Source organism: Streptomyces sp. NPDC006743 (assembly GCF_040703815.1).
Lineage (GTDB): Bacteria > Actinomycetota > Actinomycetes > Streptomycetales > Streptomycetaceae > Streptomyces.
This window is the reverse complement of sequence record NZ_JBEYJA010000058.1, coordinates 25776-42058: the sequence shown is the minus strand read 5'-3', so window position 1 is coordinate 42058 and position 16283 is coordinate 25776. Positions and strand designations below refer to the sequence as shown.

The following is a 16283-nucleotide window of genomic DNA, read 5'->3' as shown; positions in this document are numbered from 1 at the left end:
GGCTCGGCTATGCGCGCTCGACGGTCACCAGCCACCTGCAGGGGCTCGAACGCAGCCTGGGCGTCTCGCTGCTGGAGCGGGCCCCCGCGGGGGCCCGGGCCGGCGCCGTTCACGGCGACCGGGACTCAGATCGAGCGGAACGCCAGCACGACGTTGTGGCCACCGAACCCGAACGAGTCGTTGAGGGCGGCGATCCGGCCCTCGACGGGCAGCTTCCGCGCCTCCCCGCGGACCACGTCCGCGTTCGCCTCGGCCTCGGGGTCGATGTTGTCCAGGTTGATGGTCGGCGGTGCCACCCGGTGGTACAGGGCCAGCACGGTCGCCACCGACTCCACGCCGCCCGCGCCACCGAGCAGGTGACCGGTCATCGACTTGGTCGCGGAGACCGCCATGTGGTCCGCGTCGTCGCCGAACACCTTCCGCAGCGCCTTCAGCTCGGCGATGTCACCGGCCGGCGTGGAGGTGGCGTGCGCGTTGACGTGCACGATCTCGGCCGGGTCCAGGTCGTTGCGGTCCAGCAGGTTCTGCAGGGCGTGCGAGATGCCGCGGCCCTCGGGCTCCGGCTGCACGATGTCGTGGCTGTCGGCGGAGATGCCCTGGCCGACCGCCTCCGCGTAGACGCGGGCGCCGCGCGCGGCGGCGTGCTCGGCGGACTCCAGGACGAGCACACCCGCGCCCTCGCCGAGGACGAAGCCGTCCCGGTCGACGTCGTAGGGGCGCGAGGCGCCCTGCGGGTTCCCGTTGTTCTTGGACATCGCCATCATGTTGCCGAACGCGGCGATCGGCAGCGGGTGGATCGCCGCCTCCGTGCCGCCGGCGACGACCACGTCGGCGCGGCCGGTGCGGATCATCTCGATGGCGTAACCGATGGCCTCGGCGCCCGACGCGCAGGCGGAGACCGGGGTGTGCACGCCCGCGCGGGCGCCCACGAGCAGGCCGACGTTGGCCGAGGGGCCGTTCGGCATCAGCATGGGAACGGTGTGCGGGGAGACGCGGCGTACGCCCTTCTCCTTGAGCACGTCGTACTGGTCCAGCAGGGTCGTCACGCCGCCGATGCCGGAGGCGATGACCGCACCGAGCCGGTCGGGGTCGACGGCGCCGTCGCTGCCGTCCTCACCGGCCTTGCCGGAGAAACCGGCGTCCTTCCAGGCCTCCTGGGCGGCGATCAGCGCGAACTGCGCCGAACGGTCCAGGCGGCGGGCCTGCGGCCGCGGAATGGTCTCGGACGGCTCCACGGCGACCGGAGCCGCGATGCGGACGGCCTGCTCGGCCGCCCAGTCCTGGGTCAGCGGCTTGACGCCGGACTTGCCGGCGACCAGGCCTTCCCAGGTAGAGGCTGCGTCGCCACCCAGCGGTGTGGTTGCGCCGATACCGGTGACGACCACGGTGCGATTGGTCGGGCTCACGGGAATTCTTTCTCCAACGGAACGAGGATCAAAAACGGCGCCACCGCCGGGTGGCGGGGCAGTCAGCCCACAGCAGTGATCGGTAGATCAGCTCTGGTGCTTGAGGATGTAGTCGGTGGCGTCCCCGACCGTCTTGAGGTTCTTGACGTCCTCGTCCGGGATCTTGACGTCGAAGCGCTCTTCGGCGGCGACGACGACCTCGACCATGGACAGCGAGTCGACGTCCAGGTCATCGGTGAAGGACTTGTCCAGCTGGACGTCCTCGACGGGGATACCGGCGATCTCGTTCACGATCTCGGCGAGACCGTCGACGATCTCCTTCTGAGTGGCGGCCATGTCGGCGCTCCTTCGTAGTGTTCCAGAGGGTGTGGCGCCCGCCGCGGCAGCGGCAGGTGTGGCGGTGCCGTACCGGAGCATGATCCGGCACGGAGTGCCTAGGGGAGGGTAACGACCGTCGCGGCGTAGACGAGACCCGCCCCGAAGCCGATGACGAGCGCGGTGTCGCCGCTCTTCGCCTCGCCGGTCGCCAGGAGCCGCTCCATCGCGAGCGGGATCGAGGCGGCCGAGGTGTTGCCGGTGGTGCGGATGTCACGGGCGACCGTGACGTGCTCCGGCAGTTTCAGCGTCTTCACCATCGAGTCGATGATCCGCACGTTGGCCTGGTGCGGGATGAAGACGTCCAGGTCGTCCGGGCTGATCCCGGCCGCGTCCAGCGCCTGCTGGGCGACCTTCGCCATCTCGAACACGGCCCAGCGGAAGACCGCCTGGCCCTCCTGCGTGATCGCGGGGAACTTGACGTTGCCCTCGCTGTCCACGGGCAGCTCGGACACGTCGCCGATCCTGAAGCGGTCCCAGGGGACGGTCTGCTTGATCGTCTCGGACTTGTCGCCCTCGGAGCCCCACACCGTCGGGCCGATCGCCGGCTCCGGCGAGGGGCCGACCACGACCGCGCCGGCGCCGTCACCGAACAGGAAGGCCGTGGCCCGGTCCTCCAGGTCGGTCAGGTCGCTCAGCCGCTCCACGCCGATGACGAGCACGTACTCGGCGGAACCTTCCACCACCATGCCCTTGGCGAGGGTGAGCCCGTAGCCGAAGCCCGCGCAGCCCGCCGAGATGTCGAACGCGGCGGCCTTGTCCGTGCCCAGCTTGTCGGCGATCTCGGTGGCGACGGCCGGGGTCTGGCTGAAGTGCGAGACGGTGGAGACGACCACCGCGCCGATCTGCGCGGCCTCGATCCCGGCGTCCGCGATCGCCTTGCCCGCCGCCTCGATCGACATCACCGCGACGGTCTCCTCGGGGCCCGCCCAGTGCCGGGTCTCGATGCCGGAGCGCGATCGGATCCACTCGTCGGACGAGTCGATCTTCTCGAGGATCACCTCGTTGGGCACCACCCGGGTGGGCCGGTAGCCGCCCACGCCGAGGATGCGCGCGTACGGGGCGCCCCTGCTCGGCTTGATCTTCGACATCGGCATGTTCGGTGGGCTCCTTCGGTCGTCAGGCGCTCGCGTGCTCGGTGATGAGCGCGCGGGCCGCGTCGAGGTCGTCGGGGGTCTTCAGCGCGAGCGTCTGGACGCCCGGAAGCGCCCGCTTGGCCAGACCGGTCAGGGTGCCGCCCGGGCACACCTCGATCAGTGCGGTGGCGCCCAGCTCCTTGAAGGTCTCCATGCACAGGTCCCAGCGGACCGGGTTGGCCACCTGGCCGACCAGCCGCTCCACGACCTCGGCGCCGCTCGTCACGGTCCGGCCGTCCTTGTTGGAGACGTAGGTGATCTTCGGGTCGCCCGGTTCGAGCGCCTTGGCGGCCTCGGCGAGCTTGTCGACCGCGGGAGCCATGTGGTGGGTGTGGAAGGCGCCGGCCACCTTCAGCGGGACGACCTTGCGCACGCCCTCCGGCTTGTCCTCGTTCAGCGCGGCGAGCTGCTCCATGGTGCCGGCGGCCACGATCTGGCCCGCACCGTTGACGTTCGCCGGGGTCAGGCCCAGCTTCTCCAGGTGCGCCACGGAGACCTCGGGGTCCCCGCCGAGCAGGGCCGACATGCCCGTCTCGGTGACGGCGGCGGCCTCGGCCATCGCCAGACCGCGGCGGCGCACCAGGGTCAGCGCGGCGGTGTCGCCCAGCACGCCCGCGAAGGCGGCGGCGGTGATCTCACCGACGCTGTGGCCGGCGACGGCATCGGGTGCCACGTCACCGAGTGCCGCGGCCGACAGGATCCCGGCGGCGACGAGCAGCGGCTGCGCGACGGCGGTGTCACGGATCGCGTCCGCGTCGGCCTGCGTCCCGTAGTGGACGAGGTCCAGGCCGATGGCGTCCGACCAGGCGGCCACACGATCGGCGGCACCGGGCAGTTCGAGCCAGGGGGTCAGGAAGCCGGGCGTCTGGGCGCCCTGGCCGGGAGCGACGAGTACGAGCACTCTCACACTCTCTCTTGGGGACGGGCATGGCCGCCCGTGGGGACAGGGACGAAGAACACGGAGGGGTTTTGTGGACCCCCGACAAAAAGCTAGGCCTGGGGATCTCCATCGGCCAGACGCCCCAGGATCAGCGCGATCCGCAGGGTGAACGCGGATCGTACATCGGAGGGCGACCATCCGGTGACGTCAGTCACACGTCGGAGCCGGTAGCGCACGGTGTTCGGGTGAACGAAGAGCATCCGGGCCGCGCCCTCCAGGCTGCTCGCCTGCTCCAGATAGACACTCAGCGTCTCCAGGAGCGCGGACCCGGCCTCCTCCAGCGGTCTGTAGATCTCCTCTACCAACTGGTCCCGCGCGCCCGGATCACCGGCGATGGCGCGCTCCGGCAGGAGATCGTCCGCGAGCACCGGGCGCGGCGCGTCCTGCCAGGCGTAACAGGCTTTCAGGCCCGCCGCGGCGGCCTGCGCGGAGCGGGTGGCGGCCAGCAGGTCGGGCACGATCGGCCCGGCCACCACCGGGCCCGCCGCGTACGGGCCGATCAGCGACTTCGCGACGGCCAGCGGATTGTCGTTCCCGCCCGCGATCACCACCAGGCGGTCCCCGAGGACCCCGGTGAGCACCTGGAGCTTGGCGTGCCGGGCGGCCCGCCGGATGGCCTCCACGGTCAGCTCGGAGTCCCCGTCGGGCGCGGTGCCCAGCACCACGCAGACGTGCTCGGGCGAGTTCCAGCCGAGGGCGGCGGCCCGGGACACGGCGCCCTCGTCGGCCTCCCCGCTCAGCACCGCGTTCACCACCAGCGACTCCAGCCGCGCGTCCCAGGCACCGCGTGCCTCGGCGGCCTGGGCGTAGACCTGCGCGGTGGCGAAGGCGATCTCCCGGGCGTACACGAGCAGCGCCTCGCGCAGCACGGACTCGTCGCCGGGCGCCGCCACCTCGTCGATGGCGGACTCCATGACCTCGATGGTGGTCCGCACCATCTCCACGGTCTGCCGCAGCGTGATCGCCCGCGTCAGCTCGCGCGGAGCCGTCCCGAACACGTCGGTGGAGATCGCCTGCGGGGCGTCCGGGCGCCGGAACCACTCGGTGAACGCGGCGATCCCCGCCTGGGCCACCAGCCCGATCCAGGACCGGTTCTCCGGTGGCATGGCCCGGTACCACGGCAGTGTCTCGTCCATCCGTGCGATCGCCTGCGCGGCGAGCGACCCGGAGGACTTCTCCAGCCGTTTCAGGGTCGCGGAGTGCGAATGGGCGGGGCGGGCTGCGGCTTCGTGGCTGCGGGATTCGGGTTCGGGCACGGGACAAGACTGCCTTATCCGGACGTGCGTGCGTGCCGCGGGTCGCACTGGGGGCCCGCGGCCCGGCCGGCAGGGGCCGGACCGGCCGTCGCGGGCCGAGCGGGAACCGGCCGGCAGGGCCTACGGTGGGGCCCGTGAGGATCGACGTACGACGCGCGGCGGACCGCTACCGGGGCGGCGAGGAGAGCGCCGGGATCACCACCCGGCACGCCTTCTCCTTCGGCCCCCACTACGACCCGGACAACCTCCGCTTCGGCGCCCTGATCGCCTGCAACGAGGAACACCTGGCCCCCGGCGCCGGCTTCGCCGAACACCCGCACAGCCACACCGAGATCGTGACGTGGGTGGTGGAGGGGGAACTGACCCACCAGGACTCCACGGGCCGGCGCACGGTGATCCGCCCCGGCGACCTCCAGCACCTGTCGGCGGCGGCCGGCGTCCGCCACAGCGAACGCAACGACGGCACCGCCCCGCTGGCCTTCGTCCAGATGTGGCTGGCCCCCCGGGAGCCCGGCGGCGAGCCCCGCTACGAGGTGGTACGCGCCCTCGCGGACGCCACGCCGTACCCGGTCCCGGCGGCGGGAGCGGCCCTCCACGTCCACCGCCCGGCCCCCGGCGAGCACACGGCCCTGCCCCCGGCCGCGTCCCTCCACGTCCACGTCGTACGCGGCGAAGTGGAGCTGGCCGGTGAGCGGTTGGGCCCGGGGGACGCGGCCCGGATCACGGCCGCCGACGGGGAGCTGGAGGCGGTGGCGGTGAGCGCGGCGGAGGTGCTGGTGTGGGAGATGCCGGCGGGGTAGGCGCGGACCGTCAGTCCCCGGCCGGGCCCAGGACGTCCGCCGCCGCCGGAGGCCGGACCCCCAGCGGCTCGCCGAAGGCGCTGAAGGACGTCGCCCTTCACGCCGGCGACGGCCTCACGCGCATGCGTGTCCCCTGCCCTTCCCCGCGGCCGGGGTTCAGGCCGCGCGCAGCTCGCTCAGCACCGCGTCCGTGAAGACCGGCCACGCCTCGATCGCCCACGGTCCGAAGGCGCGGTCGGTCAGGGCCACGCAGGCCGCGCCCGCGTCCGGGTCGGTCCACAGGAACGTACCGGACTGGCCGAAGTGGCCGAACGTGCGGGGGGAGGAGGAAGTCCCCGTCCAGTGCGGGGACTTGGCGTCGCGGATCTCGAAGCCGAGGCCCCAGTCGTTGGGGTTCTGGTGGCCGTAGCCCGGCAGGACGCCCTTGGTGCCGGGGTACTGGACGGTCATCGCCTCGGCGACCGTGCGCGGGTCGAGCAGGCGCGGGGCCTGGAGTTCGGCGGCGAAGCGGAGGAGGTCGTCGACGGTGGAGACGCCGTCCTTCGCGGGGGAGCCGTCCAGCGAGGTGTCCGCCATGCCCAGCGGCTCCAGCACCGCCTGACGCAGGTACTCGGCGAAGGGGATGTCCGTCGCCTTGGCCACGTGGTCGCCGAGCTGCTCGAAACCCGCGTTGGAGTACAGCCGCCGCTCACCGGGCGGGGCCGTCACCCGGTGCTCGTCGAAGGCCAGTCCGGAGGTGTGGGCGAGGAGGTGGCGGACCGTGGCCCCGGGCGGGCCGGCCGGTTCGTCCAGCTCGACGGCGCCCTCCTCGTACGCGACCAGCACCGCGTAGGCCGCCAGCGGCTTGGTCACCGAGGCCAGCGGGAAGCGGTGCCCGGCCGGGCCGTGGGTGCCGGCGACCGTGCCGTCCGCGCGGACCACGCCCGCCGCGGCGGTGGGAACGGGCCAGTTCTCGATCGACGCCAGGCTGTTCAACGACATGGCCCGAGCCTACGACGAGGAGCGGGCGACGCCTCGGGTGGGGCGCCGGGCAGGGCCCGCGGCGAGGCGGTGCCCGGCCCGGCGGCGCTACCGGCCGCAAGCTCTCAGAGCCGCAGCTCCAGCAGCGGGTCCGGCTTCGGGAGGAAACCGAGCGAGGCGTACAGGGGCGCGGCCTCCGCGGACGCGGTGAGCTGGATCCGCAGCGCGCCGCGCGCGCGGAACCACTCCAGGAGCGTCTCCATGCACGCGCGCGCGTAGCCGCGCCTGCGGGCGGTGGGGTCGGTGGCGACGCTGAAGACGAAGCCGACCGCGCCGGTGGGGTTGCCGGCCCTGCCGATCCGGTACTCGATCGTCCCGGCCACCAGCGCCGCGAGCGTCCCCGGCCGCTCGGGGTGGTCGATGACGAAGGCCGCGAAGTCGCCCTCCATATCACCCAGGCGTGAGCGCAGGGTGGGCAGCGACTCCGTGTGCCAGCCGGTGGACCGGTCGGCCTGGAACAGCGAGTCGATCATCACCTGGCGCAGACGCAGCACTTCCTCGGCGTCCGCGGGTTCGGCACGTCGTACGAGACTCATGACTGCGCACGCTAGCCACTGCGGCCGGGCCCTGTCCTGCGCTTTCTCCACGGACTTGACGGGTTCTCCTTGCCTGGAGTGCACTCGAAGGCCATAGCGTGGAGGGCATGACGGTGACGCAGACCACGGCCGTGGACATCCGGGACGCGCAGGAGCCCGAGAACGTGCCCGCGAGCGCGCGCAGCCGCGCCGACCTCTGCTCCGGCCCGCCCCGGCGGCATCCGCGCCCCGACGGGCAGGACAGCTACACGATCAGCGAGGTCGTCGCCTTCACCGGGCTGACGGCCCACACGCTGCGCTGGTACGAGCGGATCGGGCTGATGGCGCACGTCGACCGCTCGCACACCGGGCAGCGCCGCTACAGCAACCGCGACCTGGACTGGCTCGACCTCGTCGGCAAACTGCGGCTGACCGGCATGCCGGTGGCCGACATGGTCAGGTACGCGGAGCTGGTGCGCGAGGGCGAGAGCACGTACCCGGAGCGGTTCGAGCTGCTGGAGGCGACCCGCCGGGACGTCCTGGCCCGGATCGCCGAACTCCAGGACACGCTCTCCGTGCTGGACCGCAAGATCATGTTCTACGGAGAGGCCGGGCGCCGGGCGCGCTGAGCATGCGGGCCCCCTGAGCGCCGGCCCGCTGAGCGCGCCGGCCCGTCTCCCCGGACCCGCCGGCGGCGCAGGGGCGTTCACAGCTCGGCGAGCAGTTCCGCCTTCTTCACCGAGAACTCCTCGTCCGTCACCAGCCCCGCCTGGTGCAGCTCCCCGAGGTGGCGGATCCGCTCGGCGATGTCGGCGGGGTCGCGGCGGCCCGCCGTGAGGGACATCGCAGGGGCGGGCGCGGCCACGCGCACCGCCGCCAGCACCGCCGCCGCGAACGGCAGCGATTCGTGCACCGGCCCGTACCCGAGCCCGAAGACGACCGCGGCCGGGTCCTGGTCCGGCTGCGGCGCCGGTGCCCCGTCCGCCTCGCGCGGCAGCAGCCGCAGGTGCCCCTCCAGCACCTCCGGCGAGCGCCAGCGGACCCCGCCCAGCTCGTCGACGGGGAAGCTCTGGTCGCCGGCCTTCCACTTCGTCGACGACGCGCCCGTCCACGACCAGCGGAAACGGACCGCGCCGCCGTCGAAGGACGCCTTGCCGTCGTACGCCTTGAACTGCAGCGGCGGCTCGGGCGCGGCCACCAGGTGGCGGTCGGCCGGGCCGCTCCCGCCGAGCCGGGGGCGCAGCTCGCCGGCGTAGTGCCCGGCGAGCGCCTCCTGTTCGGCGGGCAGCACCAGCCGGTAGGGGTCGCTGCCCTCCTTGAGCTGGCCGTCGGCCGCGTCCATCAGCGGGTCGGCGCCCGGCCGCGGCTCGGCGCGCAGGACCACGGTTCCGCGCCGGCCCGGCGTGAGGGTCACCGACGCGAGCGCGGCCAGCGGAACGCGGCGCTCGCCGAGCGCCTGGAAGAGCTTCGGTGTCCGTATCCCCCGTTCGTAGCGGATGAGCACGGAATCGGACTCGAACTCCCAGGCAGCGTGAAATCCGGTCAGTACGTCACCCATGCGGCTCATCGTAGGCGGCACGAGCTGCTTCGTCCCTCCCCGCGCGGAGCGCACTTCCTGCTGTCTCTACGCGCGTTGGCCCGTCGTCGTGGCGGGCAGACCCGCCCGGCAACCGTCATCGTCATGGGCGCACTGCACCGACCCGTACGCCCCCACACCGATGTCGGCGAGGTTGACGAGGCTGTCGGTGCCCGGCTCGAAGTAGCCGGCGTGGCCCTGGGCCGCCTCGGCCGACACCACCCGGGCGCCGAACGCCGGGGAGACCGGGTCGGCACCGTGGCCGAGGCCGCCGAGTTCCAGGTAGGGCACGTCCCGGATCCAGTCGGTGGCGTCCCGCATCGCCCACACGTTCGCCGAGGTGCGCAGGCGGGCGGCGCTCGCCGCGCGCATGCCGGGGCTCGCGGCGACCGCCAGGTCGGAGACCCGGCCGGGCAGCGCGCGCGCCGCGACGCCGCAGAGCACCGAGCCGTAGCTGTGGCAGAACAGGGCGACGGGCGAGGTGCCGGGCAGCCCGCGCAGCAGTCCGTTCAGCCGGACGGCGCCCTCCTCGGCGCGCATCGCGGTGGCCGCGTCCACGCCGATCCCGCTGGGCGCGGTGTAGTCGGCCCAGGCGATGACGGCCGTCCGGGTGCCGGGGGCGGCGGTGCGCTCGGCGGCGAACAGCGACTGCGCCATGCCGTACGGCGCCGAGTACGGGCGGTACGTCTTGCGGAAGGTGACCAGGTCGGTGTCGACGCCGGGGACGACGACCGAGATCCGCTGGGCCCGGGGCAGGTCCCCGAAGACCTCGGCGATGCGGCCGGAGCCGGCCGGGTCGAAGGCGAGGATCTGGCGGCCCGCCGTCATCAGGTTGCCGAAGCGGTGCATCCGCCGGCCGGCGGCCTGCTGTCCGGCGGGGGAGAGCCTGCTGTCGTGCGTGCGCTCCCGCTCGGCGTCGCGCGCCTGGCCGAGCGCGATGCGGTTGGCCAGGTAGCGCAGCGGGACCGGTGCGCCGTTCATGTTGCCGACCGCGAGCGGGTAGCGGTGGGCGAGCCGGGCGCGGTCCTGGGCGGTGAGCGAGGCGAAGAAGCGGGTCAGCCGGGCGGGGTCGGCGTCCGGGTCCGGCAGCCGGTGCCCGTGCAGGCGGCCGGTGTCCCAGGCGGACAGGGAGGCCTGGAGGGCGGTGGTCCCGCGGTGGTGGCGCACGGCGGTCCAGCCGGTGGTCGCCAGCATCACGAAGACCACGGCCAGCGCGAGCAGCGCGCGCCAGACGTTGAGCTGCGGGGAGGTCTCGAAGGAAGTCACTGGGAGGACACACTAGGAGAACGAGGCGGTCTCGCGTTAACCGAGTGACGGGGATCACGTTTCGCGTGGCGTGACGAAGTCCTCGACCGTACACACGTTCAAGATCGGTGGTGTGTACGGAAGTTCATGATCCGGTGTTCAAGTACCGCAGGGCCGTGCGCCGGTGGTACGCCAGTTCCCGGTCAGCGCCGGTCCCACCTGATCGAGGTACGCGGCCGTGAGCGCGCGGATCGCCTCCAGGCTGAGGTCCGGGCCCGTGCTCCACTGACGGCCCGTCACCCGCATCGCGCCGCCGAAGACGGCCACCAGCAGTCGCGGGCGCGGATCGGCGTCCACGTCGAGCCCCTCGCGGGCGGCGAGCAGCCGGGCGATCTGCTCCTCGGTCTCCACCGAACGGCGCAGGTGGGAGGCGAGCAGGGCGGGGGTCGACTCGATCACCTGGAACATGCGCAGGTACAGCGCGACGGGGACGACGCTCAGCACGGCGTCGCTGATCGTGTCCCAGCCCTCCAGGACGGCGCGGCGCAGCGCCTCCAGCGGGGCCTCCTGGGGCGGACGGGCGCGCAGCGACTCGACGAAGTGCGCCTCGACCATGTCCTGCACGGCGAAGGCGGCCTCCTCCTTGCCGGGGAAATAGCGGAAGAAGGTGCGCTGGGAGACGCCCACGGCCTCCGCGATGTCGTCCACGGTCGTGCGCTCGTAGCCGACGGTGGTGAACAGCTCCAGCGCGGCCCGCAGCAGGGCGTCCCGGGTGCGCTGCTTCTTGCGCTCGCGCAGCCCCGGGCGTGGTGCCGCCTCGGCGGAACCCGCCGTCTCCATGTACCTCTCCGGACCTCTCCAGCGAACTGTTTCCCCAGTTCAGCCTATAGGAGGGTGACGTGTCAGTTACCGACTTGTGAATTGGTTTGTCATTTGTCAGCGGCTGACATTAGCCTCGAATGTATGACTAGTCAGACCACCGTCGACACGACAGGGCCGGGGGACAAGGCGTCAGCCCTGTCGGACCCCGCACCGGCCAAGGGGATGCGCGGACACCCGTGGTTCACGCTGATCACCGTCGCCGTAGGGGTCATGATGGTGGCCCTCGACGGGACCATCGTGGCCATCGCCAACCCGGCCATCCAGAAGGACCTGAAGGCCAGCTTCGCCGACGTCCAGTGGATCACCAACGGCTACTTCCTCGCGCTCGCGGTCTCGCTGATCACCGCGGGCAAGCTCGGTGACCGCTTCGGGCACCGCCAGACCTTCCTGATCGGCGTGACCGGCTTCGCCGCCGCCTCCGGCGCCATCGGCCTGTCCGACAGCATCGCCATGGTCGTCACCTTCCGCGTCTTCCAGGGACTGTTCGGCGCGCTGCTGATGCCGGCCGCGCTCGGCCTGCTGCGGGCCACCTTCCCGGCCGAGAAGCTCAACATGGCCATCGGCATCTGGGGCATGGTCATCGGTGCCTCCACCGCGGGCGGCCCGATCCTCGGCGGCGTCCTCGTCGAGCACGTCAACTGGCAGTCGGTGTTCTTCATCAACGTGCCGGTCGGCGCCCTCGCCCTCGTCCTGGGCACGCTGATCCTGCTCGACCACCGCGCCCAGAACGCGCCGCGCTCCTTCGACATCCTCGGCATCGTGCTGCTCTCCGCCGCGATGTTCTGCCTGGTGTGGGCGCTCATCAAGGCGCCGGCCTGGGGCTGGGGCGACGGCAGGACGTGGGCGTTCCTCGCCGGGTCCGTCCTCGGCTTCGCGCTCTTCGCCGTCTGGGAGACGAAGGTCAAGGAACCGCTGATCCCCCTCGGCCTCTTCCGTTCGGTGCCGCTGTCCGCGGGCGTCGTGCTGATGGTCCTCATGGCCATCGCGTTCCTCGGCGGCCTGTTCTTCGTCACCTTCTACCTGCAGAACGTGCACGGGCTGAGCCCGATCAGCGCCGGCCTGCACCTGCTGCCGCTCACCGGCATGATGATCGTCGGCTCGCCGCTCGCGGGCGCGATGATCACCAAGGCGGGTCCGCGCATCCCGCTGGCCGGCGGCATGGCCCTGACCGCCGTCGCCATGTTCGGCATGTCCACCCTGGACACGGGGACGGGCAGCGCCACCATGTCGCTCTGGTTCGCCCTGCTCGGTCTCGGTCTCGCCCCCGTCATGGTGGGCGCCACCGAGGTCATCGTCGGCAACGCCCCCATGGAGCTGTCCGGCGTGGCGGGCGGTCTCCAGCAGGCCGCCATGCAGATCGGCGGCAGCCTCGGTACGGCCGTGCTGGGCGCCGTGATGGCCTCCAAGGTCGACAACGACCTCGCCGGCAACTGGAAGGACGCGGGTCTCCCGCCGCTGACCCCCGCCCAGTCGGCCCAGGCCTCCGAGGCGGTCCAGGTCGGCGTCGCGCCGGTGCCGAAGGGCGTTCCGGCGGAGGTCGCCGCGAAGATCACCTCCGTCGCGCACGACACGTTCATCTCCGGCATGAGCCTCGCTTCGCTGGTCGCCGCCGGGGTCGCGGTGGTGGCCGTCCTGGTGGCCCTGCTCACCAAGCGCGGGGCCAACGCCGAGGCGGGCGCGGGCGTCGGGCACATCTGACCGGCGCGGTCCGGGGCGTGCGGCCGAGGCGGCGCGGGCCGGTGCGGTTCCCCTATCAGGGTGACCGCACCCCGGAAGCGTCGCCTCCGGTCCGTGCCGCAGGTGACAGTGGGTCAAGTCCTCCGCAGGGGAACGGAGGCGACGGCTGCGGCGCGCTGCTGGAGGGGGGCAGCGCGCCGGGCAGCCCGACGCGGACGGCGGTGCGATAGTCCGCCCGGACCCGGGTACCCGCAGAGACGAACCCCGATGGAACTCCAACCCGACCCGGGGTTCAGGGAGTTGATGATGGCGGGCTTCGGACACGGAACGCGCGGGTACCCCCGTTCACGGGGTCGGATGTGGCGTCGGGAAGGGCCGGACCGCGCGACGCTCGGAATCATCGGAACCGTCTGCGCGGTCGCGGGCTTCTTCGCCCTGGGTATCGTGCTCGGCCCGGTGGCGGTGGTCTGCGGCTGGCTGGCCATGGGCCGCAGCTGGGCGGGCGCGAGCCGCTCGGTCCCGGCGCTGGTCGCCGTGGCGCTCGGCGCCGTCGACACGCTCCTGGCCCTGGTCGCGCTCGCCGGAGCGGCGGCCTGGGGCCACGGCGTGCTCTGAGGCGGCCGGCCGGTCCCCGCGCGCATCGGGTGAACACGCGGGGGCGGTGGAGCGGCAGCTCCACCGCCCCCGCGGCCTTTCCGGAACCCCTACGCGTCGCCCCCGGCCGCTCCGGGATCCGCTGCCGTGACGTCGAGCAGCCGGTAGCGGTCGACGGCCTGCTTGAGGGCCGAGCGGTCCACCTTGCCCGCGCGGGCCAGCTCGGTCAGTACGGCCACCACGACCGACTGGGCGTCGATGTGGAAGAACCGCCGGGCCGCCCCACGGGTGTCGGCGAAGCCGAAGCCGTCGGCGCCCAGCGACTGGTACGGGCCCGGCACCCAGCGCGCGATCTGGTCCGGTACCGACCGCATCCAGTCCGAGACGGCCACGAACGGCCCCTGCGCGCCGCTCAGCTTCCGCGTCACCCACGGCACCCGCTGCTCCTCCTCCGGATGCAGCAGGTTGTGCTCCTCGCAGGCCACCGCCTCGCGCCGCAGCTCGTTCCAGGAGGTGGCGGACCACACGTCCGCCTTGACGTTCCACTCCTCGGCGAGGATCTTCTGCGCTTCCAGCGCCCAGGGCACGGCCACGCCCGAGGCCATGATCTGGGCCGGGATCTCACCGCCGGTGCCCTCGCTGATCCGGTGGACGCCCTTGAGGATGCCCTCGACGTCCACGTCCTGCGGCTCGGCGGGCTGACGGATCGGCTCGTTGTAGACGGTGAGGTAGTAGAAGACGTCCTCGCCGTGCGGGTGCCGCTCGTCGCCGCCGTACATCCGGCGCAGGCCGTCCTGCACGATGTGCGCGATCTCGTACCCGTACGCGGGGTCGTAGGCCACGCACGCCGGGTTGGTGGAGGCGAGCAGCTGCGAGTGGCCGTCCGCGTGCTGGAGGCCCTCGCCCGTCAGTGTCGTGCGCCCGGCGGTGGCACCCAGGACGAAACCGCGCGCCAGCTGGTCGGCCATCTGCCAGAACTGGTCGCCGGTGCGCTGGAAACCGAACATCGAGTAGAAGACGTAGACCGGGATCAGCGGCTCGCCGTGCGTGGCGTACGCCGAACCGGCCGCGATGGCGGAGGCCGTGCAGCCCGCCTCGGAGATGCCGTCGTGCAGCATCTGGCCGGTCGGGGACTCCTTGTAGGCGAGCAGCAGCTCGCGGTCGACGGACTCGTACTGCTGGCCGAGCGGGTTGTAGATCTTCGCGCTCGGGAAGAACGAGTCCATGCCGAATGTGCGGTACTCGTCCGGCGCGATCAGCACGAACCGGCGGCCGATCTCCTTGTCCCGCATGAGGTCCTTCAGCAGCCGCACGAAGGCCATGGTGGTCGCGATCGACTGCTGGCCCGAGCCCTTCTTCACGGACGCGTACGCCTTGTCGTCGGGCAGTGCGAGCGGCTTCGCGCGCACTATCCGGGTCGGGACGTAGCCGCCGCAGCCCCTGCGGCGGTCGTGCATGTACTGGATCTCGTCCGAGTCGCGGCCCGGGTGGTAGTACGGCGGCGCGCCGGACTCCAGCTCCCTGTCGGAGATCGGCAGGTGCAGGCGGTCCCGGAAGCGCTTGAGGTCGTCGACCGTCAGCTTCTTCATCTGGTGGGTGGCGTTGCGGCCCTCGAAGTTGGGGCCCAGCGTCCAGCCCTTGACCGTCTTGGCCAGGATCACCGTCGGCTGGCCCTTGTGGTCCAGGGCCGCCTTGTACGCCGCGTAGATCTTCCGGTGGTCGTGACCGCCGCGGCCCAGGTGCAGGATCTGCTGGTCGGTCATGTTCTCGACCATCTTGCGCAGCCGGTGGTCGTCGCCGAAGAAGTGCTCGCGGATGTAGGCCCCGGACTCGGTGGCGTACGTCTGGAACGCGCCGTCCGGCGTGGTGTTCATCTTGTTGACCAGCACGCCGTCGCGGTCCTGGGCGAGCAGCGGGTCCCAGGTGCGGTCCCAGATGAGCTTGATCACGTTCCAGCCGGCGCCGCGGAAGACGGACTCCAGCTCCTGGATGATCTTGCCGTTGCCGCGCACCGGGCCGTCCAGGCGCTGGAGGTTGCAGTTGACCACGAAGGTCAGGTTGTCCAGGCCCTCGCGGGCGGCGATGGACAGCTGGCCGAGCGACTCCGGCTCGTCCATCTCGCCGTCCCCCAGGAACGCCCACACGTGCGAGCCGGAGGTGTCCGCGATGCCGCGCGCCTGCATGTACCGGTTCATCCGGGCCTGGAAGATCGCCCCGATCGGGCCGAGGCCCATGGAGACCGTGGGGAACTCCCAGAAGTCCGGCATGGAGCGCGGGTGCGGGTAGCTGGAGAGGGCGTACGGGGCCTTGGACTTCTCCTGGCGGAAGCCGTCCAGGTGCTGTTCGCCGAGCCGGTCCAGCAGGTACGCGCGCGCGTAGATGCCCGGTGAGGCGTGGCCCTGGAAGAAGACCTGGTCCCCGCCGCGGCCGTCGTCCTTGCCGCGGAAGAAGTGGTTGAAGCCGACGTCGTAGAGCGAGGCGGAGGAGGCGAAGGTCGCGATGTGGCCGCCGACCCCGATGCCGGGGCGCTGGGCGCGGGAGACCATCACCGCGGCGTTCCAGCGGGTGGCGTTGAGGATCTTGCGCTCGATCTCCTCGTTGCCCGGGAAGAACGGCTCGCTCTTGGTGGGGATCGTGTTGACGTAGTCCGTGCTGCGCATCTCCGGCACGGCCACGCGCCGCTCACGCGCGCGTTCGATCAGCCGGAGCATGAGGTAGCGGGCCCGTTCGCGGCCCCGCTCGTCGACGGCGGCGTCGAGCGAGTCGAGCCACTCCTGGGTCTCCTCGGGATCGAAGTCAGGAACCTGACTCGGAAGGCCGCCAATGATGATCGGGTTTCGATCGGATCCGGAAGCCACGCT

At 72.2% G+C, this 16283-nt stretch carries 15 protein-coding genes; 4 read left to right on the top strand and 11 right to left on the bottom strand.

Going from position 1 to position 16283, the window contains the following annotated elements; genetic code table 11:
• Positions 1–125 precede the first annotated feature (125 nt).
• The 5 genes from ABZ719_RS32135 to fasR form a co-directional block, all read right to left on the bottom strand.
• On the bottom strand, positions 126–1406 hold the full coding sequence (locus ABZ719_RS32135; RefSeq protein ID WP_366728669.1) for a beta-ketoacyl-[acyl-carrier-protein] synthase family protein: 1281 nt from the start codon (positions 1404–1406) through the stop codon (positions 126–128).
• A gap of 87 nt (positions 1407–1493) precedes the next feature.
• Positions 1494–1742, bottom strand: a complete 249-nt coding sequence (locus tag ABZ719_RS32130; protein WP_037854199.1) for an acyl carrier protein — start codon at positions 1740–1742, stop codon at positions 1494–1496.
• A gap of 98 nt (positions 1743–1840) precedes the next feature.
• Positions 1841–2872 carry a ketoacyl-ACP synthase III gene (locus tag ABZ719_RS32125; RefSeq protein WP_366728674.1) on the bottom strand — a complete coding sequence of 344 codons (1032 nt, stop codon included), beginning with the start codon at positions 2870–2872 and terminating at the stop codon, positions 1841–1843.
• A 28-nt stretch (positions 2873–2900) separates the two neighbouring features.
• The gene (locus ABZ719_RS32120) at positions 2901–3818 is read right to left on the bottom strand and encodes an ACP S-malonyltransferase (protein WP_366728668.1); all 918 of its coding nucleotides are present in this window, start codon (positions 3816–3818) and stop codon (positions 2901–2903) included.
• 89 nt (positions 3819–3907) lie between these two features.
• A complete protein-coding gene (fasR, locus tag ABZ719_RS32115; RefSeq protein WP_366728667.1) occupies positions 3908–5113 on the bottom strand; it encodes a fatty acid biosynthesis transcriptional regulator FasR in 1206 nt (401 codons plus the stop codon).
• A gap of 140 nt (positions 5114–5253) precedes the next feature.
• Here fasR and ABZ719_RS32110 point away from each other — a divergent pair, with 140 nt between their 5' ends.
• Positions 5254–5913 (top strand): pirin family protein, encoded by a 660-nt coding sequence (locus ABZ719_RS32110; protein WP_366728673.1) that lies wholly within the window; start codon positions 5254–5256, stop codon positions 5911–5913.
• 156 nt (positions 5914–6069) lie between these two features.
• On the opposite strand, the gene ABZ719_RS32105 is transcribed toward ABZ719_RS32110, so the two are convergent.
• Positions 6070–6894: a serine hydrolase domain-containing protein gene (locus ABZ719_RS32105; RefSeq protein WP_366728666.1), complete on the bottom strand. Its 825-nt coding sequence runs from the start codon at positions 6892–6894 to the stop codon at positions 6070–6072.
• 104 nt (positions 6895–6998) lie between these two features.
• Positions 6999–7469 (bottom strand): GNAT family N-acetyltransferase, encoded by a 471-nt coding sequence (locus ABZ719_RS32100; protein ID WP_366728665.1) that lies wholly within the window; start codon positions 7467–7469, stop codon positions 6999–7001.
• A gap of 107 nt (positions 7470–7576) precedes the next feature.
• Here ABZ719_RS32100 and ABZ719_RS32095 point away from each other — a divergent pair, with 107 nt between their 5' ends.
• A complete protein-coding gene (locus tag ABZ719_RS32095) occupies positions 7577–8077 on the top strand; it encodes a MerR family transcriptional regulator (RefSeq protein WP_366728664.1) in 501 nt (166 codons plus the stop codon).
• Between the two features lie 77 nt (positions 8078–8154).
• Here ABZ719_RS32095 and ABZ719_RS32090 read toward each other — a convergent pair whose 3' ends face one another.
• The 3 genes from ABZ719_RS32090 to ABZ719_RS32080 form a co-directional block, all read right to left on the bottom strand.
• Complete coding sequence (locus tag ABZ719_RS32090; protein WP_366728663.1) at positions 8155–9006, bottom strand: DUF4429 domain-containing protein; 852 nt, start codon at positions 9004–9006, stop codon at positions 8155–8157.
• A gap of 66 nt (positions 9007–9072) precedes the next feature.
• Positions 9073–10290, bottom strand: coding sequence for an alpha/beta hydrolase (locus tag ABZ719_RS32085; protein WP_366728662.1), 1218 nt, complete (start codon positions 10288–10290; stop codon positions 9073–9075).
• Positions 10291–10428: 138 nt separating this feature from the next.
• The gene (locus ABZ719_RS32080; RefSeq protein WP_366728661.1) at positions 10429–11109 is read right to left on the bottom strand and encodes a TetR family transcriptional regulator; all 681 of its coding nucleotides are present in this window, start codon (positions 11107–11109) and stop codon (positions 10429–10431) included.
• Positions 11110–11232: 123 nt separating this feature from the next.
• Between ABZ719_RS32080 and ABZ719_RS32075 the strand changes: the two genes are divergently transcribed.
• Both ABZ719_RS32075 and ABZ719_RS32070 read left to right on the top strand, forming a co-directional pair.
• Positions 11233–12849, top strand: a complete 1617-nt coding sequence (locus ABZ719_RS32075; protein WP_366728660.1) for an MFS transporter — start codon at positions 11233–11235, stop codon at positions 12847–12849.
• Positions 12850–13134: 285 nt separating this feature from the next.
• Positions 13135–13443, top strand: a complete 309-nt coding sequence (locus ABZ719_RS32070; RefSeq protein ID WP_366728672.1) for a small hydrophobic protein — start codon at positions 13135–13137, stop codon at positions 13441–13443.
• Between the two features lie 89 nt (positions 13444–13532).
• On the opposite strand, the gene aceE is transcribed toward ABZ719_RS32070, so the two are convergent.
• Positions 13533–16280 (bottom strand): pyruvate dehydrogenase (acetyl-transferring), homodimeric type, encoded by a 2748-nt coding sequence (gene aceE, locus ABZ719_RS32065; protein WP_366728659.1) that lies wholly within the window; start codon positions 16278–16280, stop codon positions 13533–13535.
• Positions 16281–16283 lie beyond the last annotated feature (3 nt).

Excerpts from the sequence above, each read along its gene's own strand:
- ABZ719_RS32130 (WP_037854199.1), bottom strand. The coding sequence starts at position 1,742 with ATGGCCGCCACTCAGAAGGAGATCGTCGACGGTCTCGCCGAGATCGTG.
- ABZ719_RS32125 (WP_366728674.1), bottom strand. The coding sequence starts at position 2,872 with ATGTCGAAGATCAAGCCGAGCAGGGGCGCCCCGTACGCGCGCATCCTC.
- ABZ719_RS32105 (WP_366728666.1), bottom strand. The coding sequence starts at position 6,894 with ATGTCGTTGAACAGCCTGGCGTCGATCGAGAACTGGCCCGTTCCCACC.
- ABZ719_RS32100 (WP_366728665.1), bottom strand. The coding sequence starts at position 7,469 with ATGAGTCTCGTACGACGTGCCGAACCCGCGGACGCCGAGGAAGTGCTG.
- ABZ719_RS32095 (WP_366728664.1), top strand. The coding sequence starts at position 7,577 with ATGACGGTGACGCAGACCACGGCCGTGGACATCCGGGACGCGCAGGAG.
- ABZ719_RS32090 (WP_366728663.1), bottom strand. The coding sequence starts at position 9,006 with ATGGGTGACGTACTGACCGGATTTCACGCTGCCTGGGAGTTCGAGTCC.
- ABZ719_RS32080 (WP_366728661.1), bottom strand. The coding sequence starts at position 11,109 with ATGGAGACGGCGGGTTCCGCCGAGGCGGCACCACGCCCGGGGCTGCGC.
- ABZ719_RS32075 (WP_366728660.1), top strand. The coding sequence starts at position 11,233 with ATGACTAGTCAGACCACCGTCGACACGACAGGGCCGGGGGACAAGGCG.
- ABZ719_RS32070 (WP_366728672.1), top strand. The coding sequence starts at position 13,135 with ATGGCGGGCTTCGGACACGGAACGCGCGGGTACCCCCGTTCACGGGGT.